The organism is Microbispora sp. CSR-4, from assembly GCF_008033685.1.
Lineage (GTDB): Bacteria > Actinomycetota > Actinomycetes > Streptosporangiales > Streptosporangiaceae > Microbispora.
Genome location: NZ_VJVX01000021.1, coordinates 35,689 through 59,368 on the forward strand (window position 1 = coordinate 35,689; position 23,680 = coordinate 59,368).

The window sequence follows — 23,680 nt, forward strand, 5'->3', positions numbered from 1 at the left end:
CGCCGGACGGCGGGACGGGAGATATAGGGGTTTCCCCAATATGCCGCCGGTCCGCCGGAAAATTACTCTCCGCATCAAATTCGTAAAACGCCCGGGTGCTGAGTTCTCAGGAGGCGGCATGGGTGACCTGACTTTCACCGAGCGCATGCTTGTTGAATACGCCGGAGAACGCGCGGTGGAGGGGCCGTTGACGCTCGGGCAGATCAACACCCTCGAATGGCTCGGCGACGACACGCGAGCCGGGCTCTACCGGATGATGGAGTGGGCCGTCACGGTGCCGGACGGGACCACGCTCGACGACGTGGCCGAGACGCTCGCGGCCCTGGTCGAGCGCCACGAGTCGCTGCGGACGTCCTGCGTCACCGGCGATTCGGCACGCCAGCGCGTGTCGGGATCGGGCCGGGTGGCCGTCGACGTGTACGAGACCAAGGCCGACGCCGGGTCGCCCGTCGACCCGGAGGAGGTCACCGATCTCATCGCGGCGCTCCAGGCCAGGCCCGTGGACGAGATGGGGAACCCGATGCTCCGCGCGGCGGTCGCCGTGCACGACGGCGCCATCCGGCTGGTCCTCATCGCGTGCAACCACCTGGCGGTCGACTGCGAGAGCCTGGCCGTGGTCGTGCGGCAGTTCGACCACATGATCCGCCATCCCGCCGAGCGCCGCGCCGGGCCGCGTACGCACCAGCCGGTCGACCAGGCGGCCGTCGAGCACTCCCCGCGCGGCCGGCGCCGCGCCGAGGCGTCGCTCCGATACTGGGGGCAGCACATGTCGCGGATGCCGCAGAGCGTGTACGCGATGCCCCGGCCGGCCGGCGGCGCCGAACGCGACGTGCGCCACGCCTACGCGGTGCCGGGCTCCGCCTCCGGCGAGGGCGCCCCGCTCGGCTGCTGGCTCGACTCGCCCGCGCTGCGGCTCGCGCTGCCGCACGTCGCGGCGCGCACCCAGACCACCCTCCCCATGGTGCTCTCGGCCGCGTTCTGCGCGGTGCTCGCCTGGCGCACCGGCAACACCGACCTGGTGTTCGCCTCGCTGGCGAACAACCGGATCGGCCGCGACCTGCACGACTACGTCGGCACCCTGGCGCAGGACACTCTGCTCGCGGTCGATGCCGACACCACCAGCTTCGACCAGCTGATCCGGCGGGCCGGCAGCGGGACGCTCCGGGCGGCAATGCACGGGCTGTACGACGTCAAACTGCTCCAGAATCTGCAGGCCGAGATAGGCGATCGCCGCGGCGTGCTGTTCCAGCGGGACTGCGCCTGCAACATCAACCTCTTCGAGAGCGAGGTCCGGCCGGCCGGGCCGCCGGAGGAGGCGCAGGCCGCGCTCGACCGGACCACCCTCCGCTGGCATGTGCCGCCGTACTTCCGGGTGCTGCTCCTGCTGCGGGTCATCGACTCCGACGGCGAGCCGCTGCTCGGCCTCACCACCGGTCACGCCGATCTGGTGCCCGCGGCCGAGATCGAGTCGCTGCTGCTCGGGATCGACCGGCTGCTGGCCGAGGCGGCCACCGGAGATGTGGATCTCCGCCGCATGACCGAGATCACCGGCCTGACACCGGTCGTCCGCGGCCCGGAGTGGCAGCGGGTGGACGGCTGCTGGATCGAGCTGCCGGAGGTGCAGCGACTGGTCGACGACGCCGTCCGGGTGCCGGCCCGGGTGTTCGCCGCCCCGGACGACCACGGCCGCACCGTCCTGACCGCCTACGTCACCGCCGGCGGCCCCGTACGTACCCCCCGGGAGGCTCACGAGGCCTGCATGAGCATGCTGACGGGCCGATACACCGCGATGGCTCCCGGCCGGTACGTGATCTGTGCCGGGCCTCCCGAGGATCCGGACGACCCGGCGGCCTGGCGCCGCAGACCCGTCCTCGCCGAAGGCGACGGCCGGAAGGAGCAGCGGTGAGCCACGTCGAACCGATCGCCGTGATCGGCCTGGCCTGCAGGCTCCCCCAGGCACCCGACCCGGACGCGTTCTGGCGGCTGCTGCGGTCGGGCACGGACGCGATCACCGATCCGCCTCCCGGCCGGCCGGAGGCCGCACCGGAACACCGGCGAGGCGGGTTCCTCGAAGGGATCGACGAGTTCGACGCCGAGTTCTTCGGGATCCCGCCGGTCGAGGCCGCCGCCATGGACCCGCAGCACCGGCTCATGCTGGAGCTCGCCTGGGAGTCCCTGGAGAACGCTCGGATCGCGCCGACCTCGATCAAGGATCACCCGGTCGGCGTGTTCGTCGGCACGATGTCCGCCGACTACGACACGGTGCTCCACCGCGACGGGCCGTCCGGGATCAGCCACCACACCCTGACCGGCTCCAACCGCGGCCTCATCGCCAACCGGATCTCCCACCACCTCGGCCTGCGCGGCCCGAGCTTCGCCGTGGACAGCGGCCAGTGCTCGTCGCTGCTGGCCGTCCACCTCGCCTGCGAGAGCCTGCGCGGCGGGGAGGCGGAGCTGGCGATCGTCGGCGGGGTCAACCTGACCATCGTGCCCGAGAGCACGGTCGGCGCGGAGCGGTTCGGCGCGCTGTCGCCCGACGGACGCTGCTTCACCTTCGACTCCCGCGCCAACGGGTACGTCCGCGGCGAGGGCGCCGCGGCCGTCGTCCTCAAGCCGCTGCGCCTCGCCGAGGCCGACGGCGACCGCGTGCACTGCGTGATCCTCGGCAGCGCCGTGAACCACGACGGGAGCGCCGGCGCGCTGACCGTCCCGAACCGCGAGGCACAGGAGCGGGTGATCGACCTGGCGACGCGCCGCGCGGGCGTCGGCCGGCACGAGGTCCAGTACGTCGAGCTGCACGGCACCGGCACGCGGGTCGGCGATCCGATCGAGGCGGCCGCGCTCGGCGCGGTCCTGGGGACGGGGCGGCCGGACGGCGACCGGCTGGCCGTCGGATCCGTCAAGACCAACGTGGGGCATCTGGAAGGCGCCGCGGGAATCGTGGGGTTGCTCAAGGTGGCCCTCAGCCTCGCACACCGGGAGCTCCCACCGAGCCTCAACTTCGTCACGCCGAATCCCGCGATCCCGCTGGAGCGGCTGGGCCTGCGGGTCCAGACCACGCTGTCCCCCTGGCCGAAGCCCGACCGTCCGCTGGTGGCGGGCGTCTCCGCGTTCGGCATGGGCGGCGCCAACTGCCACGTCGTGCTGGGCGAGGCTCCGCCGCGCCGTCCGGTGGCGCGCGCCGCCGCCGACGGCCTGCTTCTCCCGTGGGTGCTGTCGGCGGCGACCGGGCAGGCCCTGCGTGCCCAGGCCGGACGGCTCCGGAAGTTCGCCGAGGCGGACCCGCGGCTCGCACCGGCGGACGTGGCGCGCTCGCTCGCCATGACCCGGGCGCCGCTGCGGGAGCGCGCCGTCATCCTGGGCACCGATCCCGCGGAGTTCCTGACGGGCCTCGCGGCGGCGGCGCAGGGCGCGCCGGCCGGGAATCTCATCCGGGGGGACGCCGGTGAGGAGGCCAAGCTGGTCCTCGTGTTCTCCGGGACGTCATCCGGCGACGTCCTCGACCGGCTCACCGCCCCGGGCGGTCTGATGGACGCGGCCACGCCCCTCGGGCGGACGTTCCGCCGCCACCTGGACGAGTGCGCCGAGGCGCTCGCGCGGTTCACCGGCTGGTCGCCGCGCGACGTGGTGCGGAACGCGCCCGGAGCGCCCCCCGCCGAGACGCCGGAGGTCGCCCGGTCCCTGTCGTGGGCCGTCGCGGTGGCGTTCGCCGCGACGCTGCGGTCGTCCGGCGTCCGCCCCGACGCGGTCGTCGGCCACCGCGACGGAGAGATCGCGGCCGCCTGCGCGGCCGGTCTGCTGAGCCTCGGCGAGGGCGCCGAGCTGATCGCCGGGGGCGCGGGGCGCGGACCGGGCGCGCTCTCCCCGGGCCTGCCAGGCGGCATCCCCTGCTACTCGACGCGTACGGCCGGCCGGCTCGACCGGGCCGACGTCGGCTCCGCATCCGAGGACGCCCCCGATGGGCTCAGCGCTCTGATCGGCGCCCTGGTCCGCGAGGGGCACCGGGTCTTCATCGAGGCCGCGGCGCACCCCCTGCTGAGCGGCGCGATACAGGCCGCGCTCGACGCGTCCCGCGAGGACGACGGCAGGGAGGCCGGCAGGGAGGCCGGCACGGTTCTCGCCGCCGGGCCCGACCGCGCCGGTGTGCTGCGTTCGATCGCCCTGGCCCACGTGCACGGGGCGGACGTCGACTGGTCCGCCGTCTTCGGAGACGAGACGGCCCTGGTCGACCTGCCGACCTACGCCTTCCAGCGCACGTCGCACTGGATCGCGCCGGCCGCCGCCGTCACGTCGCCGACCCGGGCCGACGACGCCGACGGGTGGAGGCACGTGATGTCCGGCCTGCCGGAGGCGCAACGGCGCGAGGCGGCGATCGGGCTCGTCCGCGCGCAGGTCGCCGACGTCCTCGGGCACTCGGCGCCGGAGGCCGTCGACGTGCGGCGCGCCTTCGGCGACCTCGGCCTCGACTCCGTCACCGGCGTCGAGCTGAGCCACCGCCTGAGCACCGCGACCGGGCTGCGCCTGCCGGAGACGCTGATCTTCGACCATCCCACGCCGATGGCGATCGGCGAACATCTGGCGGGGCGCCTGGCCGAGACGACGCCGGGCGCGGCGGCTCCGACGACTACGACGACCACCGCGACCACCACCACCGCGGCCACCACCACCGCGGCCAAGGCCGAGGCCGAGGCCGGCGAGCCGATCGCCATAGTGGCGATGGCCTGCCGGTTCCCCGGCGGCGTACGCTCCCCCGAGGATCTGTGGCGTCTGGTGGAGTCCGGCGTCTGCGCCGTCTCCGGCGTACCCGCCGACCGTGGCTGGCGGATCCCCGCCGTGGGCGGATTCCTGGCGGACGCGGCCGGCTTCGACGCCGCTTTCTTCGGCATCTCGCCGCGCGAGGCGCTGGCGATGGACCCGCAGCAACGGCTGATGCTCGAAGTCACCTGGGAGGCCCTGGAACGGGCCGGGATCCCCGCCGGGACGCTCGCGGGCAGCGACACCGGCGTCTACGTGGGCGCCATCCCGCAGGAGTACGGCCCGCGCGGGCACGAGGGGCCCGACGAGCTCAAGGGCTACCTCATGACCGGTGGCACCGGCAGCGTCATCTCCGGCCGCATCGCCTACACGCTCGGCCTCGGCGGCCCGGCGGTGACCGTCGACACGGCCTGCTCGTCGTCGCTGGTCGCGGTGCACATGGCCTGCCAGGCGCTGCGGCTGGGCGAAACCGGCCTGGCCCTGGCCGGCGGCGTGACCGTCATGGCCTCTCCCACGATGTACACCGAGTTCGGACGGCAACGCGGGCTCGCGGCCGACGGCCGGTGCAAACCGTTCGCCGCCGCGGCGGACGGCACGAGCTGGGGCGAGGGCGCGGCGCTGCTGGTGCTCGAACGGCTGTCGGACGCGCGGCGGAACGGCCATCCGGTCCTGGCGCTGATCCGCGGCAGCGCCGTCAACCAGGACGGCGCCAGCAACGGGCTGACCGCGCCCAGCGGCCCCGCCCAGCGGCGGGTGATCCGCGCGGCCCTGGCCGCCGCCGGGCTCGGACCCGCGGACGTGGACGCCGTCGAGGCGCACGGCACCGGCACCTCGCTCGGCGACCCGATCGAGGCCGAGGCCCTGCTGGCCACCTACGGCCAGGGCCGGCGGGCCGACCGGCCGCTGCTGCTCGGCTCGGTGAAGTCCAACATCGCGCACTCCCAGGCCGCCGCGGGCGCCGCCGGAGTCATCAAGATGGTCATGGCCATGCGCGCGGGGCTCCTGCCCATGACCCTGCACGTCGACAAGCCCACCCCCCGTGTGGACTGGTCCTCCGGCGCCGTCCGGCTCCTGACCGAGCCGGCCGCCTGGCCGGACACCGGCCGCCCCCGCCGCGCGGCGGTCTCGTCCTTCGGCATCAGCGGCACCAACGCGCACCTCATCGTCGAGCAGGCCCCGGCCGCCCCGGCCGCCCCGGAAACCGCGCACGCGGACGACGGCCCGCCCGCGGCCTGGCTGGTCTCGGCCAAGACCGAGCCGGCCCTCCGGGCGCAGGCGCAGCAGCTCAGGGACTACGTGGCCGCCCGCCCCGGGCTCGACACCGACGCCGTCGCGCACGCCCTCGCGTCGGGCCGCACCGTCTTCGAGCACCGTGCCGTGATCACGGCGGCCGGCCGATCGGGCCTGCTGGCCGGCCTCGGCGCGCTCGCCGCCGGTGAGACCGCTCCCGGCGTGCTCCGCGCCGCCGGCCCGGCAGGCAAGACCGCCTTCCTGTTCGCCGGGCAGGGCAGCCAGCGGCCCGGCATGGGCCGTGAGCTCTATGAGGCGTCCGCGGTCTTCGCGGCCGCGCTCGACGAGGCGTGCGCACACCTGGACGCGCATCTGGACCTGCCGCTGCGCGACGTCATGTGGGCGCCCGCCGGATCGGCCGGCGCGGAGCTGCTCGGCCAGACCCGCTACACCCAACCCGCGCTGTTCGCCCTGGAGACCGCGCTGTACGCGATGGCCCGGGAGCACGGCATCACCCCGGACTATCTCATCGGCCACTCGATCGGCGAGCTCGCCGCCGCTCACGTCGCGGGCGTGCTCTCCCTGGCCGACGCCGCCACGCTGGTGGCCACGCGCGGGCGGCTGATGCAGGAGCTGCCGCAGGGCGGCGCGATGGTGTCGATCCGGGCCTCGGAGGACGCCGTGCTCGGGCTGCTCGCCGGCCAGGAGGACAGGGTCGGCGTCGCGGCCGTCAACGGCCCGGCCTCGGTCGTCGTCTCCGGCGACACCGACGCCGTGCTCGCCGTCGCCCGGCGCTGCGCGGAGCTGGGCTGGGCGACCCGGCGGCTGGACGTCAGCCACGCCTTCCACTCGCCGCACATGGACGGCATGCTCGACGACCTCATCGCGGTCGCGTCCGGCCTGGCCTTCCGGCCGCCCGCCATCCCCGTCGTCTCCAACCTCACCGGCCGGATCGCCACCCCGGAGGAGCTGCGCTCGCCCGCCTACTGGGCCCGGCACGCGCGCCAGGCGGTGCGTTTCCTCGACGGCGTCCGCCGGCTCGCCGAACAGGGCGTCACCTCTTATCTGGAGCTGAGCCCCGACGCCGTGCTCGCCCCGCTCGCGCGGGTCACTCTCGCCGCCCCGGCGGCCGAGCCCGGCCCCGCCGCCGAGCCCGGCGCGGCGCCGGAGTTCATGTCCGTCCTGCAGCGCGGGCGCCCCGAGGCCGAGACCGCCGACCGGGCCCTCGGCTGGGCGCGCGCCCGCACCGCCGGCGTCACCCTGCCCCCGGGCCGCCCAGGACGGCCCGGACGGCCCGGACGGCCCGGACGGCCCGGACGGCCCGGGCGGCCGGACGCCTGCGTTGACCTGCCGACCTACCCCTTCCAGCACCGGCGGTTCTGGCTGACCGCCACGTCCGGATCGCAACCGTCCCCGGCCGTCCGCGACGGGTCGCGCTACCGCATCGTCTGGCGGCCGATCCCCATGACGGTGGCTCCCGCTCCGCGCGGCACCTGGCTCGTGGTGGTTCCGGCCGGGTACACCGGCCACGAGTGGGTGACCGCGTGTGCGAGCGTCCTCGGCGACGGAGGCGCGGACGTCCGCGTGATCGCCGACGACGGCGGCGAGACCGGCCCGGAGGCGCTCGCGTCGCGGCTGCGCGCCGCGCTCGGCGGCGGCGCCGCGCCGGGCGGGGTGCTGTCGCTGCTGGCGCTCGACGACCGCCCGGACCCGCGTCACCCGGAGATCTCCCGCGGCCTGTCCGCGTCGCTGACGCTGGTGCGGGCCCTGGCCGTCGCCGCGCTCGGCGTCCCGCTGTGGATGCTCACGCGCGGGGCGGTCGGCACCGGCCCCACGGATCCGGTGGAGAATCCCGCCCAGGCGCAGATCTGGGCGCTCGGCCGATCCGTCGCCCTGGAACACCCGCGGATGTGGGGCGGCCTGGTCGACCTCCCGGCCGACACCCGGTGCGCGCATCTGGTGCGTACGGCGCTGACCGCACCGGGGCACGAAGAGGAGATCGCGATACGCCCCGCCGGGCTGTTCGGACGCCGCCTGGCGACCGCGCCGCGGCCCACGTCCGCGGCCGAGCCCTGGCGTCCCCGCGGGACCGTCCTGATCACCGGCGGCACCGGCGGTCTTGGCACGCACGTCGCCCGATGGCTGGCCGCCGCGGGCGCCGAACACCTGGTGCTGGTCAGTCGCCGGGGCCGGTCCGCGCCCGGCGCCGAGGCACTCGAAAAGGAGCTCACCGGGCACGGCGCCGCCGTCACCATCGCCTCCTGCGACGTGGCCGACCGCGCCGCGCTGGCCGATCTGATCGCCACCGTCAACGCCGGACACGGCCCCATCACATCGGTGTTCCACACGGCGGGAGTCGGTCGGCGCGTCCCGATCGCGGAGCTCACGGCGGACGAGCTTGCGGCGGCCTGCTCCAAGGCGGCCGGTGCCGCCAACCTGGACGACCTGCTCGGCGCGACCGCGCTCGACGCCTTCGTGCTGTTCTCCTCGATCGCCGGCACCGGCCTGTGGGCCACCACCGGCCAGGCCGCGTACGCGGCGGCCAACGTCTTCCTCGACGCCCTGGCCGAGCGGCGCCGCGCGCTGGGCCGCTCCGCGACCTCGCTCGCCTGGGGACTGTGGGAGGGCCCGGGAATGGGTGAAGACCCCGCGTTCGCCCGGCACCTCGCACGGCACGGCATCGAGGCGATGCCGCCTGAGAAGGCGATCGCCGCCCTCCAGGCCGCCCTCGACGACGACGAGACCTGCCTGACCGTCGCCGACATCGCCTGGGAGCGGTTCGTGCCGCCGTTCACCGCAGGGCGCACCCGTCCGCTGCTGGACGACCTCGCGGCGGCGCGGGAGGCCCAAAGCAGGGAGACGCCGCGCGCTCCGGCGGACGCGCCGGACCGGACGCCCGGCCCGGGGCTGCGAGAGGAGCTCGCGGCCCTGCCCGCCGCCAGACGGCGCCCGCGGATCCTGCAGGTGGTGCTGGGCCACACGGCGGCGATCTGCGGCGACTCCGCCGACGAGACCGACCCGAACCGGCCGTTCCGCGACCTCGGGTTCGACTCGCTGATGACCGTCGAGCTGCCGGAACGGCTCACCGCCGCCACAGGCTTGGCGCTTCCCCCCACGCTCGCGTACGACCACCCGACGCCGGCCGCGGTCGCCGATCACCTGTACGCCGAGCTCACCGGCGAGCGCGCCCCCGTCACGGGCCCGGCCGGCGCCGCGCCGCCCGTGTCCGAGGACCCCATCGCGATCGTCGCCATGTCCTGCCGCTATCCGGGCGGCGTGCGCTCCCCGGAGGACCTGTGGGACCTGCTCATGGTCGGCGCCGACGCGGTGTCGGAGTTTCCCGCCGACCGCGGATGGGACCTCGACGGCCTGTACGACCCGGAGAGCGCACGGCCCGGCACGTCGTACACGAACCTCGGCGGCTTCCTCCACGACGCCGGGGAGTTCGATCCCGCCTTCTTCGACATCAGCCCGCGCGAGGCCCTCGCGATGGACCCGCAGCAGCGGCTGCTGCTCACGCTCGCCTGGGAGGCCCTGGAGCGCGCCGGGATCGACCCCGCCACCCTGCGCGACAGCGACACCGGCGTCTTCGTCGGAGCCTCGTCACACCAGTACGGCGGCGACGGCGGGCACGTTCCCGAGGACGTCGCCGGCCACCTGCTGACCGGTACGGCGGCGAGCGTGAACTCCGGCCGCATCGCCTACACCCTCGGCCTGCGCGGACCGGCGCTGACGGTGGACACCGCGTGTTCGTCGTCCCTGGTCGCCCTGCACCTCGCCGTCCGGGCCCTCCGTTCCGGGGAGTGCGGCATGGCGCTGGCCGGCGCGGCCACCGTGATGGCCACCCCCATGGTCTTCACCGAGTTCAGCAGGCAGCGCGGGCTGGCCGCCGACGGCCGGTGCAAGCCGTTCGCCGCCGCCGCCGACGGGACGGCGTGGGGTGAGGGGGCCGCGGTGCTCCTGCTCGAACGGCTGTCCGACGCCACCCGCAACGGCCACCGGATCGTCGGCCTCATCCGCGGCAGCGCCGTCAACCAGGACGGCGCGAGCAACGGGCTGACCGCGCCCAACGGGCCGGCGCAGGAACAGGTGATCGGGCAGGCGCTCGCCGCCGCCGGGCTCGAACCGGCCGAGGTGGACGTCGTGGAGGCGCACGGCACCGGCACCACGCTCGGCGACCCCATCGAGGCCGGGGCGCTGCTCGCCGCGTACGGCCGGGGCCGGGACGCGCGGACGCCGCTGCTGCTGGGATCGGTGAAGTCCAACATCGGGCACACGCAGGCGGCGGCCGGAATGGCCGGCGTCATCAAGCTGGTCATGGCGATGCGGCACGGCACGGTGCCGAAGACCCTGCACATCGACCGGCCCACCCCGCACGTCGACTGGTCCTCGGGGGCGCTCCGCCTGGTGACCGAGCCGACCGCCTGGCCCGGCACGGGCCGGCCGCGCCGCGGCGCGGTGTCGTCGTTCGGCATCAGCGGCACCAACGCCCACGTCGTCATCGAGCAGGCTCCGCAGGAAGGGACGTCCGAGCACGCGTCCGGGACTCGACCCGGCGAACCGGCGCCGATGCCGGTCCCGGTCCCGATTCCTGTGCCGTGGCTCGTCTCGGCGCGGTCCGAGACGGCGTTGCGGGCGCAGGCCGCCCGGCTCCGGGACTTCGCCCGGCGTCACCCGGAGCTGTCCCCCGATGACATCGCCCACGCGCTCGTCACCACCCGGCACGCGTTCGAGCACCGCGCCGCCGTCAGCGGCCGGACCCACACGGAGCGCGTCGAGGCGCTCGACCGTCTCGCCGCCGGCGAGGAGCATCCCGGCGTCGTGCGCGGGGTCGCGAAGACGGCGCCGACGGGCTTCCTCTACTCCGGCGAGAGCGCCGGGGAGACCGGTGCCGCGCTCGACCTGCACGACGCGTTCCCCGTGTTCGCCGCCGAGTTCGACGCCGCCTGCGCCGCGCTGGACGTCCATCTGGACGAGCCCCTGCGCGACGTGCTACGCGACGCCCCGGACACGCTCAAGGACGGCCGCTCCGCCCACGCGTACGCCGCGCGGTTCGCGTTCGACGTCGCGCTCACCCGGCTGCTCGGCCACCTCGGACCGGTGCCCGAGTGCGTGCTCGGCATCGGGTGCGGCGCGCCCGCCGCCGCGTACGTCGCCGGAGCCCTGTCCCTTTCCGACGCCGCGGCTCTGGTCACCGCCCTCGGCCGGCTCAGCCGATGGCCCGGCGAGGAGGCGGCGCTCCGCGAGTTCCGCGCGGTCGTGGACGGCATCCGGTTCGGCGAGCCCGCCATATCGATGGTCTCCCCCTCGACCGGCCGGCTCGTCACCGCCGGAGACCTGGCCCTCTCCGAGCACTGGATCCGCGGGGAGGCGACCACGCCCTCCGACGGCGTCCGGCTGCTCACCGAGGCCGGGACCGGCCATGTCATGGTGCTCGGCCCCGCACACGACGCGGTGCGGGGCCTGACCGCCGCGCTGGCGGAGGCGTACTGCCAGGGCCAGGCCGTCGAGTGGCGGAACCTCCTTCCCAGCGGGACGGGCACGCCCGTCGACCTCCCCACGTATGCCTTCGACGATCGCCGGTTCTGGCTGCCGGCCTCCGGCCGCGGCCGCGCCGGCGACGAACCGCCGGCGGCCGAGCGCCACCCCCTGGCCGGCCAGGCCATCGAACTCGACGACGGCGGCATGCTGTTCACCGGCGGCATCTCGGCGCGTACGCAGCCGTGGCTCGCGGACCACGAGGTGCATGGTCACGTCGTCGTGCCGGGTGTGACGTTCCTGGAGCTCGCCGCGTGGGCGGCCCGGCAGACCGGCTGCGCCGAGGTCGTCGAGCTGACCCACAAGGCACCGCTGATCGTCCCGCCGGACGGCAGGATCGAGCTCCAGCTGCGGACCGGGCCCGCCGACCCGGCCGGGCGGCGGGAGTTCTCCCTGCGGTGCAGAAGCGCGACCGCCTCACGCGGGCGTCCCTGGTCGCAACTGGCCACCGGCGTCCTCGGGCCTGCCCGGACCTCCGGCGTCCCGGCACGGCGCGCCAAGGACGCGGCGACGGGTCGGGGCGGCGTCCCCGACGGCGCGATCCCGATCGAGGTCGGCGACTTCTACCAGCGGTTCAACGCCCGCGGCCACTACGGCTGGGGTCCGGTGTTCCAGAACCTGCGCGCCGCCTTCCGGCACGGCGACGATCTCTACGCGGAGCTCCGGCTGCCGGAGGACCCGCGCCTTCGCTCCGGCCTGTTCGACCTGCATCCGGCCCTCCTGGACGCGGTGATGCACGGGCTGGGCCTCGACGGCGCGCCGGAGCCGCTCATCGACCTGATCACCGACGGCGGAGACGGCACCCCGAGGCCGCGCATCCCATTCATCTGGAACGGGGTCGCCATATCCGGGAACGGCGCGCGCGAGCTGCTGGTGCGCGTCTCGCCCGCCGGCCCGGGCGCGGTGTCGATCACCGCGTGGGACGAGACCGGCCGCCCGGCGGTCGTCGTCGAGTCGCTGGTCATGCTGCCCGTCTCGCCGAAGCAGCTCGGAAGCTCGTCCGGCCGCCGAGCGGCGTTGCACCGCATCGCCTGGCAGGCCGCCGAGCCGCCGCGCGGCCGATCGCGCCCTGTCGTCACGGTGCCCGGTGGCGACCCGTCCGCCGCGCGGGCGGCGATCGCGGCGCAGGCGGAGCCGCCGGCCGGCGTGGTCGTACCGCTGCCGCCGGACGACATGACGCCCGCCGCCGCCCGCCGCGCCACCCGCCGCACGCTGGAAATCGCCCAGCGGTGGCTCTCCGACGACACCGTCGCCGGCGTCCGGCTGGTCTTCGTCACGCGGCACGCGGTCGCCGCCCTCCCCACCGACCCGGTCGAGGACCTCGCCAACGCCGCGTCCTGGGGCCTGATCCGCTCGGCCCAGGCCGAGCATCCGGGCCGGTTCACGCTCGTCGACGTCGACGGGGCGCCCGAGTCGGAGGACGCGATCGCGGAGGCGGTGGCCACCGGTGCGCCGCAGGTCGCCGTACGCAACGGAATCCTCCACCTGCCGGAGCCGGCACAGGTGTCGCTCATCACGGGCCGGACCGGCCGGCACCTCGATCCGGGCGGCACCGTGCTCGTCTCCGGGGGCACCGGCGGCCTTGGCGCGCTGTTCGCCCGGCACCTCGTCACCGAGCACGGCGTGCGCCACCTGATCCTGGCGAGCCGCCGGGGTGACGCCGCGAAGGGTGCCGGCGCGCTCGTCGCCGAACTGGCCGCCCACGGCGCCGAGGTCAGGGTCGTCGCCTGCGACGTCGCCGACCGCGCCGCCGTGGAGGCCCTGCTCGCCGCGGTCCCGGAGGATCACCCGCTCACCGCGGTCGTCCACGCCGCCGGCGTGCTCGACGACGCCGTGGTCACCGCGCTCTCCTCGGAGCAGGTCGACGCCGTCATGCGGCCGAAGGCCGACGGCGCGTGGCATCTCCACGAGCTCACCCGCACACTCGACCTGGACGCCTTCGTGCTGTTCTCCTCCGTGGCGGGCGTGCTCGGCACCGCGGGTCAGGCGAACTACGCGGCGGCCAACGGTTTTCTCGACGCCCTCGCCCACCACCGCCGCTCCCTCGGGCTGCCCGCGACGTCACTCGCGTGGGGGCTGTGGGACGCCGACGGCATGGGCGGCGGCCTCGGGCAGGCCGATCTCGAACGGATGCGGCGCGCCGGGATCAGGCCGATGCCGGCCGAAGACGGGCTGGGCCTGTTCGACGACGCCCTCACGGTGGCCGAGCCGCTGCTCATGCCGGCCGATCTGGACCTCGCGGCGGCACGCGCCGGAGGGGAGGCCACGCGGGACGCCGCGGCCTCGCCGATGCCGTCCGGCCTGTCGCCGGACGAACGCGACGCGTTCCTCCTCGACCTGGTCGTCGGGCACGTCGCCGAGGTCAGCGGCCATTCCGCCGAAGCGATCGAGCCGGACGCCACCCTGTTCGAGCTCGGCCTCGACTCGCTCATGATCGTGGAATTGCGCAACCGCCTGGCGTCCGCCAGCGGGCTGGCCCTGCCGGCGAACGTCGCGTTCGACCATCCGACACCTGCGGCTCTGGTCGATCACCTGCGCGACCGGCTGCCCGGGGAGCGCCGGCCGGTGGACGCGTGACGTCACGACAACGGCGCGTCCAGGCACACGTCGGTTTCGGGCACGGGGTAGTGGAACCAGCCGCGTTCCGCCGCCTGTGCCCCGGCCTGGAACCGGCTGCGGGCGCCCAGCCGGTTCATCAGGTCGGCCGTGATCCGGCGGCACGTCCTGATGGAGATCCCGAGTTTGCGCGCGACCACCTCGTCGGTGTGCCCCTCGTACAGGAACCTCAGCAGTTCGCGCTCCTGGCCGGTGAGGCCGTGGCGGTCGCGCGCCCGGGGCGCGCCGAAGTCCCGGCCGCGTTCCCACAGCAGGTCGAACAGCGTGCGCATCGCCACGACGATGCCCGCGCCGCGGACCAGGACCGCGCCCAGCGCGGTGCGCTCCGAGTCGACCGGGACCATCGCCACCTCCCGGTCCACGATGATCATCCGGATGGGCAGCACCGGAACGGTGCGCACCCGGGCGCCGAGCCGGATGAGCCGGTGAGCGTACCCCGACGTGGCCGGATCCCGATCGATCGTGTCGAGGCAGAGGGTGCGCACGTCCACTCCGCGTTCCAGCATCTGCGTGTCCGCCGACCGGCTCGCCGTCATGCCCTCGGCGGACTGCGCGCCGATCGGCATCAGGGACAGGAACTCGTGGCGCGCGTCACGCGCCAGTTGCACCGACCGCTCACGGACCGCGTCGATGTCCGCGAGGCGTTCGAGGACGTCGCCGGACGCGTGCCGCGTGATCGCATACTCGGCCGCCAGCACGGCGATCGCCGCCCGGCTCTCCGCGATCTGGTTCTGCTGCCGGACCAGCTCGGCCTCTTGGTGTTTGACGAGGGCTTCCAAGGCGATTTCCGGGCTCACCGGGCACAACGCCCCCGGGCTATCCCGCGACGGCCGCAACAGCGAGAGCCGTCGCAGACAGTCCAGCGCGGCCCGGACGTCATCCTCGTCCAGGTCCAGCCGCAGCGCCAGGTCGGCGACCGTGCTGTCGGGCTCGGCCAGGATGGTGAGGTAAACCGATTCGCTGGTCGCGTCCAAACCGAAACCCTGCAACACGCTATTACGGCAATGCCTGCGAATCCACATGCCATTTCCCTCGTACACCGCCGGCAGATCGCTGTACCGCGTCACATGGCAGTTATCCGGCACAGAAGGCCGCGGCAGCCTGCCGGACACCCGTCATATTAAGGCTGGCCCGCCGACCCGTCTCCGCGGCTCCGGTTGCCATCTGCTTTGGCAACCGGAGCATGTCGGCGGACTTGTGGACCGGTCCCACACCACGTCGCCGCACCCTTACGGAGCGTGGACGCGCGGGCGGCGGCGCCACTTTCACGACGCAGGCCAAAGCAGGCGGCTGACAACAACCTGCCAGGACATTTCTTGCCACTCAGCGGCCACTGACATTCCGCGGACAATTCTGTAAACATTGTGGGAGCGCTCCCACAACCCCTCCGATCGTTTCACAACCGTGCCCGAAATCCGGTTAGCAAGCACCGCGACAAGAGTGCGAGGCCATTGAGTGACAGAAATGAGTGCGCTGTCAGGGTGGTATCCGGCACCCGAAAACACGACCGCTGCGGCGCCGAATCGATGTCGGTCGGCGGGTCCGCTCATCGGACGGGAGGCACAACACCGGGAGATCGAAGCGGCCGTTTCCCGCTTGTCGGAGGGCCGCTCCGCTCTCGTCGAAATCAGCGGAGATCCCGGAATCGGCAAGACCGCGGTGCTCGCCGAGGTGACCCGCATCGCACAGGCGGCGGGAGCCGCCGTGTTCACCGGACGGCCGCACCCGGCCGACGGCGATCTGGCGTTCGGAGCGATCGTCGACGCTCTGGACGGTCCGCTCTCCGCCACCATGCGGAGCGTACGGCCAGAGGGGCTGACGACGGTCCACGGGGACGTGCTGGCGGCTGTCTTTCCCTCCCTTGCCGCGGGCGGCTGCGCGCCGCCGGAGGCCGCCGCGCCCCGCCGCGCCGGCCACGCCGTACGCATGCTCCTGGAGACTCTCGCCGCGTCGCGGCCGATCGCCCTCGTCCTCGACGATCTGCATCACGCCGACGCGGGCACCATCGACGTGGTGTCGCGGCTGCTGTCCACGCCGCCGCGCGCCCCTGTGCTCCTGGCCTTCGCGCACCGGCCCCGGCAGGCGTCCCCGCGGCTGCGCGCCGCCGCGGACACGGCGCGGGAGCTCACCCGTCTGCACCTGGAACCGCTGGCGGAGAGCGACGCCCTCGCGCTGATCGACGAGGACCTGCCCGTGCGATGGCGCAGGGATCTGTACCGCGCGAGCGAGGGCAATCCGGGTTATCTCGCGGCCCTGACCGATCTGCTGGACGGCGGCCCGCCCGGCATCGACGAGGCCGACATCGCCCCGGTGCCGCCGTGGTTCGCCTCGGGCGTGACCGCCGAGGTCGCCCGCCTGTCGGACACGAGCAGGCTGGTCGTCGCCGCGTGTTCGGTGCTCGGCGATCCTCTCACCGTGCCGTTGGTGGCCGCGGTCGCCGAGCTCGACGAGGACGACGCCTATCCTGCCATCGACGAGATCGCCTCCCACGACCTCATCCGTCTCGTGGCGGGCACCGGACGTTTCGGGTTCCGGCACCCACTGGTGCGCCGCGCCGTCTACCACGGCGTGAGCCCCGGCTGGCGGCTCGCCGCGCACGCACGGGTGGCCCGCCTGCTGACCGGCGGCCGGACGCCCGCCGTCGCCACCGGGATGCCCGTCGAGAGGGCGGTCGAGAGGGCGGTCGAGAGGGCGGTCGAGAGGGCGGTCGAGAGGGCGCCGCACGTCACGCGAATCGCCACCTCGCGCGACCGCACGGCGGTCGCGCTGCTCGCCGTGGCCGCCGACGAGATCGAGGCGACATGTCCCCGGCGGGCGGCCCAATGGCGGCGGGCGGCCCTCGACCTGCTTCCCGGCGATGACGACGATCATCCCGACGGCCGCGTCGGCCTGCTGCTCGCGCTCGGCAGAGCCTGCGTGTCGGCGGGGCAGCCGGAACCGGCGTCCGACGCCTTGGGCGAGGCCCTGCGGTCGCTCCCGCCCGGCGTCTCCGGCCTGCGCACCACGGTGGTCGCGGAGCGTGCCCATCTTCTGCACGCTGTGGGCCGATCCGGCGAAGCGCGCGTCCTCGTACGCGCCGAGCTCGCGCACCCCCGGCACGAGGCCGATCGCGCGATCCTGTCGTACGAGCAGGCGTGGCTCGAAACGGCGAGCGGAGACCCCGCCGTGGCGTGCGACGACGCCGCACGCGCCTGCCGCATGGCCGATCGGCTCGGCCTTCGCCTGCTGGGCTGCGCGGCCCGGGGGACGCTCGCCGTCGCGGCCGTGCTCTCGGCGACGCCGTCGGCGGGAGGACTCGGCGAACTCCCCCGGGCCGCCGCGGTCCTCGGCGCCCTCACCGACGACGAGCTCGCCGCGCGGCCCGACGCGCCGCTCTGGATCGGCTGGGCCGCGCTTCTCCTCGAACGCCCCCACGACGCGATTCGGCATCTCGATCGTGCCGTGGCCGTCAGCCGGTCGACGGGCCGGTGGGCCGTCGAATGCCAGGCGCTGGTGGCGCGTGTCATGGCGCTGTGCGCCGGCGACCGGCTCGCGGCGGCCCAGGAGAGCGCCGACGAGGCCGCGCAGGCGGCCTGGCTGTCGGGGAGCACCGCCCTCCGCTCCTACGCGCAGGCGGCGCGCTGCCTGGTCGCGGCCCGCGTGGGCGACCTCGACACCCTGCGACGCCGCCTGGCGGCGTCCGGCCCGCCGGTCGTGCGAGGCTGGCCCGGGGCACTGGCCACCGAGATGGTCGCGGAGGCGAGGCTGGCCGCGGGCGATCCCGACGGCTGCCGGAGTCTGCTCGATATCGCCGGCGACGACCGCGCGGCGGGTCCGACGGTGCGGCGATACGAACTGCTCGCCCGCGCGGCGCTCGACGCCGGGCGGCCCGACGTGGCCTCCCGATGGGCCACCGCGGCCGAGGCTCTCGCCGCGCGGTTCGACTCCCCCGTGCCCGCGGCCGTCGCGCTGCTCGCCCGGGCACAGGTCCTCGCCGCCACCGATGCGGCGGCCGAGGCGGTGGCCGGGGCGAAGGCCGCGTTCGAAGCCGCCGCGACGCTGGACGCCGCCGGGCTGGCGTGGGACGCGGCGCGGGCCAGAGGCGTCGCGGAGGCGGCGAACAGGTGCGGCCGGGAACAGCCTGTGCTCACCGGTCCGGCCGCACGACCGACGAGCGCCACAGACATGACCGCAGCGGTGACCGAGCACGTCGTCACGGAGTCGCTGATGCCCTCCGGCCCGCCCGGCGGCCTGCCCGGCGCCGCCCTCCTCACCGAACGCGAACGGCAGATCGCCCGGCTGGTCAGCGAAGGGCTGAAGAACCGGGAGATCGCCGATCGGCTCTACGTCACCCAGAAGACCGTGGAGATGCACCTGTCGCGGATCTTCGCCAAGCTCGGCGTGTCCAATCGTGTCGGGGTCGCCCGCGCGCTCTACGCGACGTCCGCGAAATCGTGACCGCGCCGCTGGGCCTTGATTGTTTACCGAGAACGGGGCACCGCGAGGGCAGGCGATCCGGCCCGGGTGGGAAAAGCCTCCTCATGATGCGCAACCTGGTGAACGGCGCCGTCGGCGGCGCGCTCGCGACGGCGGTGTACAGCGCGATGCTGATGGCGGCGGACAGGGCCGGCCTGCTGGAGGAGCCGCCGCCGCGGCGGTTCGCACGGCTGTCCCTTTCCGGGCGGGACAAGCCCAGGAGGGGCGAGAACGTGCTGGGCACGATCGCGCACTTCGCGTTCGGCTCCTCCTGTGGTTCTGTGCTCGGCCTGCTGTCGGCCGGGCAGCGGGTGCCCGTCCCGATCGGCACGGCGTACGGGTTGCTGGTGTGGTATTTCGGCTATCAGGGCATGGCGCCGAGCATCGGCGCGTACCCGCCCGTCCCGAAGGACCGCCCCGGCCGCCAGGCCGCGCTGCTGGCGGGACACCTGCTGTGGGGCACCGCGCTCGCCTTCGCGCTCAACCGGCTGCGCACCGAGAAGGGGCAGATGGCGGCCGAGCTCGCGCCCGGCATGCGCGAGCAGGTCCGGCGCGTCATGCCCACCCCCGAGCCGGCCGCCGCACGCTGATCCCGGCCGCTCGTCCGGTTACCAGAAGCCGACTTCGGGATACCTCGCCGACGGCCCGTCCGGCAGGGCCGCCGCCCGCCCTTCAGGTGGATGCAGGCGGTGACGTGCAGTCCGATGTGCCGTGACCTGCGGCGTTCCCAGCTTCACGGGGTGCCGGCCCTGATCCCGGTTGCGGGATGGGCCCGCGTCCGATCCGGGATCTCCCGGATGTCTCCGATGCCCCCAGGCCGACACGGTTTACGGGTGTCCAACGATCGGAGTCACGCCCATGACGCACGCCATCCTCGACCTGGTCCACCAGGTGATGTCATCGCCCTGGCTGTACGTGGCGCTGTTCGCCCTGGCGCTGCTCGACGGGTTCTTCCCGGTCGTTCCGGCCGAGACCTCGGTGATCACCGCCGCGGTGTTCGCCGCGTCGGGCGAGACCAACCTGGCCCTGGTCATCGTTGTCGCGGCTCTCGGTGCGTGCGCGGGTGACCACGTCTCCTATCTGATCGGCAGCAGGTCGGCGGGCAGGCTGCGGAACACGAAGCCGTTCGTCTGGGCGCGCGACACGCTGGCCGAGCGGGGCGGTCTCGTCCTGGTCGTGGCCAGGTACATCCCCGGCGGGCGCACCGCGACCACGCTCACCATGGGCGCCGTACGGCATCCGCTGCGCTCGTTCACGTTCTTCGACGCGATCGCGGCGGGCTCGTGGGCGGTGTACTCCGGGCTGATCGGCTTCTTCGGCGGGATGGCGTTCGAGAACGACCCGATCAAGGGCCTGCTCCTCGGCCTCGGCATCGCGCTGTCGATCACCGCGGTCGCCGAGCTGGTGAGATGGCTCAGGAAGCGGCGCGCCGCCCGGCGTCTGCCCGCGCCGTCCCCGGAACCCGCTCAGACGGCGGCGCGCAGGTAGGCGAGCACGGCGAGCACCCGGCGGTGGTCGTCGGCGTGGTGGATCACGGGCGCCGTGTCGGTCGCGGGCGGCCTGGCCATGGCGGTGGCGGCCGAGGCGGTGGCGGCCGAGGCGGCGCTCGTCACCGCGATCGGCACCGTGCTCGGTCTCGTCGTGGCCGTTCCCGCGCTGCTCGGAATGCGCGCCGGGCTGGCGCAGAAGGCGGGCGCGCAGTTCCCCTGGTCGTCGTCCTCTGGCCGGCGATCGCGGCCGTGGTCGCCGCCTGTCTCGTCCTCGCTCGCCGGAGCGAGCACGATTTTCACACGAAAACCATCCGTCACATTTGGAAAAGCATCTGCCAAGCCGTCTACCAGCGCAAATGGTTGATCAGGCAAAGACGACGTCGATCCTTCGCCTTGTTCTCGCAAGGGTTTCCATTTGACACGTTCAGGAGTCGTCGTTCCCGGATATCCCTTATTAAGATTTTTTCCTAGCCATTGCATTGCGTACACGGATGGAGGGGTCATGGCGGGCCGGCACATGCCTTTGCCTTTACGCCCGCGCTCGATCCAGGCGCAGACCGCCCTGATGAGCGCGGTCCTGTCCCTCATCGTCCTCACGGTGATCGGGTTCGGCCTCGACCTCGCCATCCGCAGCCGGATCCACAGCCATCTCTTCATCGATACCCAGCGGGTCGCGACCGACTGGATCGCCGGGATGGGCCCCAACGGCGTCCCCGAGCCGCCGGCCGGCCACGCGGACCTGGTGCAGCTCGTCGACTCCCGCAACCGGGTGATCACCGCGAGCCGGGCGGCGAGCGGCCAGGCCCCGCTGACGTCCCCCTTCCCCGGGGGCGAGGACCGGCTGCAGTACCGCATCGAGTGCCCCGACGGCGACCGGTGCATCGTGCTCACCGCCGTACGGGTCCTGCCGGTGCAGTCCCGGCTGTTCTGGGGCGGCGAGCCCCACGCCGTGTACGCGGGGAGGGCCGAGCCCGGCCTCCTGGCCACGCATCGGCTGGAACTGTTCATCGCGATCGGAGTTTTGATGATGACCGCCGGATGGACCTGGGCGAGCTGGCGTGCCACAGGCCGCACGCTGCGTCCGGTCAGAGAGATCCGCGAGAAGGTGACCGAGATCAGCGTGCGCGACCTCAGCCTGCGCGTTCCCCAGCCGCCCGGGCGCGACGAGATCGCCGAGCTCGCGCGGGCCTCCAACAGCTTCCTCGACCGCCTCGACGTCTCGGTGCGTCAGCAGCGGCACTTCGCCTCGATGGTCTCCCACGAGCTGCGGACCCCGCTCGCCGGGCTGCGCACGCAACTTGAGGAGGCTCTGCTCTACCGTGAGGACACCGACCCCTACGAGACGATCCGTACGGCGGTGCGGACCACCGAGCGGTGCCAGGCGATCATCGACGAGATGCTCACGGTCGCCCGGGTCCGCACGTCCGCGGCGGCGGAACACGAGCCGGTGGACCTCGCGGCGATCGCACGCGAGGAGGCCGCCGCCCGCACGAACGGCGTGCCCGTGCACGTGCACGTCGAGGCCGAAGACGAGGTGACCGTCCTCGGCAACCGGGTCCAGCTGTGCGGCGTGCTGACCAACCTGCTGGTCAACGCGCAGCGCCACGCCTGCAGCAAGGTCGACGTCATCGTCGGGCGGGCCGGGGACGACGCGGTCGTCACCGTGCTCGACGACGGCGACGGCATCGCGCCGGAGGACCGCGAGCGGGTCTTCGAGCCGTTCGTCCGCCTGAAGGACGGCCGCCGCCGCGACCCCAAGGGCACCGGGCTCGGCCTCGCCCTGTGCCGCCTCACGGCGGACGCGCACCATGGGACGCTGCGGATCGAGGACTCCCCGCGCGGGGCCCGCTTCGTCCTGCGCCTGCCGCTGCTCGCGAGCGCCAGGGCGCAGCTCACCCGGTGACGCTCAGGTGACGCCCACGGCGGTCCCGGCCGCGGCCAGGGTCAACGCGAAGTCGCCGGAACTGTCGGTGTACCAGCGGCAGACCGCGAACCCGGCCCGGGACAGCTCGTCGAGCACGCCCTCCCTGCGGAACTTGGCGCTGATCTCCGTACGCGTCTCCTCGCCCTCGGCGAACGGGATCGTGAGGCCGAGCGCCCTGATCGGCACCTCCATGGGCCGAGTGGCCCGCAGCCGCATCTCGATCCACTCGTTGTCGTCGTCCCACAGCGCGACGTGCTCGAACGCCTCCGGCTCGAACCCGGCGTCCAGCTCCCGGTTGAGCACGCGCAGCACGTTGCGGTTGAAGGCGGCCGTCACCCCCTGCGGGTCGTCGTACGCCCTGACCAGGCGGGCGGGATCCTTCACCAGGTCGGCGCCGAGCAGCAGGGTGTCGCCCGGCCGCAGCGTGGCCCGCAGCTCCTTGAGGAACACCTCCCGCGCGGCGGGCGGGAGGTTGCCGATCGTGCCGCCGAGGAACGCCACCAGCCGCCTGCCGGTCCTCGGCAGCAGCGCCAGGTGCTGTTCGAAGTCGGCACGCACCGGCCGCACGTCCAGGCCGGGATAGCGTACGGCGAGCCGCCCGGCCGCCGCCTCCAGCGTGACGGCGTCCACGTCGACCGGCGTGTAGGCCCGCAGCGTGCCCGCGTTGGCCAGCGCGTCGAGCAGCAGCACGGTCTTCTCGCTCGTGCCCGAGCCCAGCTCGACGAGCGTGTCGGCCCGGCTGAGGCCGGCGACGTCGACGGCGCGGCGGCGCAGGATCTCCAGCTCGCACCGGGTGGGGTAATACTCCGCCAGCCGGGTGATGCGGGAGAACAGCTCGCTGCCCGCGGCGTCGTAGAACCACTTGGGGGGCAGCCACTTGGGCGACGAGGTGAGCCCGGCGCGCACGTCGTTCTCCAGAGCCTGGCGCAGATAGTCGCCGCCGAGATGATCGGTAACCATGGTCGCCTCTCAATCGATCGGTGTCACCGAAACGCCGTCGGGGGACGCGAGCAGCAGGCTCCGGTCGGGCACCGCCCGCCAGCCCGGCCGGTCGTCCAGGGGCTCGCTCGCGACCAGCACCCCCTCCTCCAGGTGCGTGAACAACGTGTCGCCCCACGCGACGGCGGCCAGGTGGGAACCTCCCGTGACGAGCAGGTTGAGCCGGGCCTCCGGGTCCTCCTCGGACGCCGCCCGGACCACGGCGGGCAGGACGCCGGCGAGCGGCAGGCCGTCACGCAACCGGGCGAACACGGCCGCGGCGAGCCACGCCGAGTCGCACACGCTCTCCGCGTCGGGCGCGAGTGGCCGCACGGCCTCGCGCCCGACCCTGCCGTTGTGGCTGAGCAGCCAGGGCCCGTCGGCGAACGGCGCGGTGGCCGTCTCCTCGATCGGCATCCCGGCCGTGGCCGACCGCACCGCCGCGATCATGCAGTGCGAGCGGGCCGCCCCGGCCAGGCCGGGCACGTTGGCGTCCGCCCAGATCGGCACGGTACGGCGGTAGCGCACGGGCCGCGAGCCGTCATACCAGCCGAAGCCGAACCCGTCGGCGTTCACCGTGCCGTACTTCTGCAGGCGCGGCGCGTACGCCTGGTGCAGCAGGCCGTGCGAGGAGTCGCTGATGAGCGTGGTCAGGGACCGCACCGGGCCCAGCCACGCCGCGTGGCGGCACATC

Annotated in this window: 10 protein-coding genes; 6 read left to right on the forward strand and 4 right to left on the reverse strand. The window is 74.2% G+C overall.

The window, feature by feature from the left end; genetic code table 11:
- Positions 1-118: 118 nt before the first annotated feature.
- Both FLV34_RS17310 and FLV34_RS42505 read left to right on the forward strand, forming a co-directional pair.
- Positions 119-1,906: a condensation domain-containing protein gene (locus tag FLV34_RS17310; protein WP_187280654.1), complete on the forward strand. Its 1,788-nt coding sequence runs from the start codon at positions 119-121 to the stop codon at positions 1,904-1,906.
- Positions 1,903-14,100, forward strand: a complete 12,198-nt coding sequence (locus FLV34_RS42505) for a type I polyketide synthase (protein ID WP_187280655.1) — start codon at positions 1,903-1,905, stop codon at positions 14,098-14,100. Before FLV34_RS17310 ends, FLV34_RS42505 begins: the two co-directional genes overlap by 4 nt.
- A 2-nt stretch (positions 14,101-14,102) precedes the next feature.
- Here the strand turns inward: FLV34_RS42505 and FLV34_RS17320 are convergent, their stop codons facing one another.
- Entirely contained in the window at positions 14,103-15,251 is a 1,149-nt protein-coding gene (locus tag FLV34_RS17320; protein ID WP_205830423.1) for a LuxR family transcriptional regulator, read from the reverse strand.
- Between the two features lie 352 nt (positions 15,252-15,603).
- On the opposite strand from FLV34_RS17320, the gene FLV34_RS17325 reads away from it, so the two are divergent.
- From FLV34_RS17325 to FLV34_RS17335, 3 genes are all read left to right on the forward strand, one after another.
- Positions 15,604-18,576: a LuxR family transcriptional regulator gene (locus tag FLV34_RS17325; RefSeq protein WP_147943576.1), complete on the forward strand. Its 2,973-nt coding sequence runs from the start codon at positions 15,604-15,606 to the stop codon at positions 18,574-18,576.
- A gap of 83 nt (positions 18,577-18,659) precedes the next feature.
- Positions 18,660-19,184: a DUF6789 family protein gene (locus tag FLV34_RS17330; RefSeq protein WP_187280656.1), complete on the forward strand. Its 525-nt coding sequence runs from the start codon at positions 18,660-18,662 to the stop codon at positions 19,182-19,184.
- Between the two features lie 268 nt (positions 19,185-19,452).
- Positions 19,453-20,082: a DedA family protein gene (locus FLV34_RS17335; protein WP_147943577.1), complete on the forward strand. Its 630-nt coding sequence runs from the start codon at positions 19,453-19,455 to the stop codon at positions 20,080-20,082.
- Here FLV34_RS17335 and FLV34_RS17340 read toward each other — a convergent pair.
- A complete protein-coding gene (locus tag FLV34_RS17340; protein WP_147943578.1) occupies positions 20,061-20,384 on the reverse strand; it encodes a hypothetical protein in 324 nt (107 codons plus the stop codon). The genes FLV34_RS17335 and FLV34_RS17340 overlap by 22 nt on opposite strands.
- A gap of 217 nt (positions 20,385-20,601) precedes the next feature.
- Between FLV34_RS17340 and FLV34_RS17345 the strand changes: the two genes are divergently transcribed.
- On the forward strand, positions 20,602-21,987 hold the full coding sequence (locus tag FLV34_RS17345; RefSeq protein ID WP_222709541.1) for a HAMP domain-containing sensor histidine kinase: 1,386 nt from the start codon (positions 20,602-20,604) through the stop codon (positions 21,985-21,987).
- A gap of 3 nt (positions 21,988-21,990) precedes the next feature.
- Here FLV34_RS17345 and egtD read toward each other — a convergent pair whose 3' ends face one another.
- Together egtD and egtC are read right to left on the reverse strand one after the other, a co-directional pair.
- Entirely contained in the window at positions 21,991-22,968 is a 978-nt protein-coding gene (gene egtD, locus FLV34_RS17350) for an L-histidine N(alpha)-methyltransferase (RefSeq protein WP_142652626.1), read from the reverse strand.
- A gap of 9 nt (positions 22,969-22,977) precedes the next feature.
- Positions 22,978-23,679, reverse strand: coding sequence for an ergothioneine biosynthesis protein EgtC (egtC, locus tag FLV34_RS17355; RefSeq protein WP_142652627.1), 702 nt, complete (start codon positions 23,677-23,679; stop codon positions 22,978-22,980).
- Position 23,680: the final 1 nt, after the last annotated feature.

Coding starts and splice junctions, on each gene's coding strand:
- FLV34_RS17335 (WP_147943577.1), top strand. CDS start 19,453: ATGACGCACGCCATCCTCGACCTGGTCCACCAGGTGATGTCATCGCCC.
- FLV34_RS17345 (WP_222709541.1), top strand. CDS start 20,602: ATGCCTTTGCCTTTACGCCCGCGCTCGATCCAGGCGCAGACCGCCCTG.
- egtC (WP_142652627.1), bottom strand. CDS start 23,679: ATGTGCCGCCACGCGGCGTGGCTGGGCCCGGTGCGGTCCCTGACCACG.
- egtD (WP_142652626.1), bottom strand. CDS start 22,968: ATGGTTACCGATCATCTCGGCGGCGACTATCTGCGCCAGGCTCTGGAG.
- FLV34_RS17330 (WP_187280656.1), top strand. CDS start 18,660: ATGATGCGCAACCTGGTGAACGGCGCCGTCGGCGGCGCGCTCGCGACG.
- FLV34_RS17325 (WP_147943576.1), top strand. CDS start 15,604: ATGAGTGCGCTGTCAGGGTGGTATCCGGCACCCGAAAACACGACCGCT.
- FLV34_RS17310 (WP_187280654.1), top strand. CDS start 119: ATGGGTGACCTGACTTTCACCGAGCGCATGCTTGTTGAATACGCCGGA.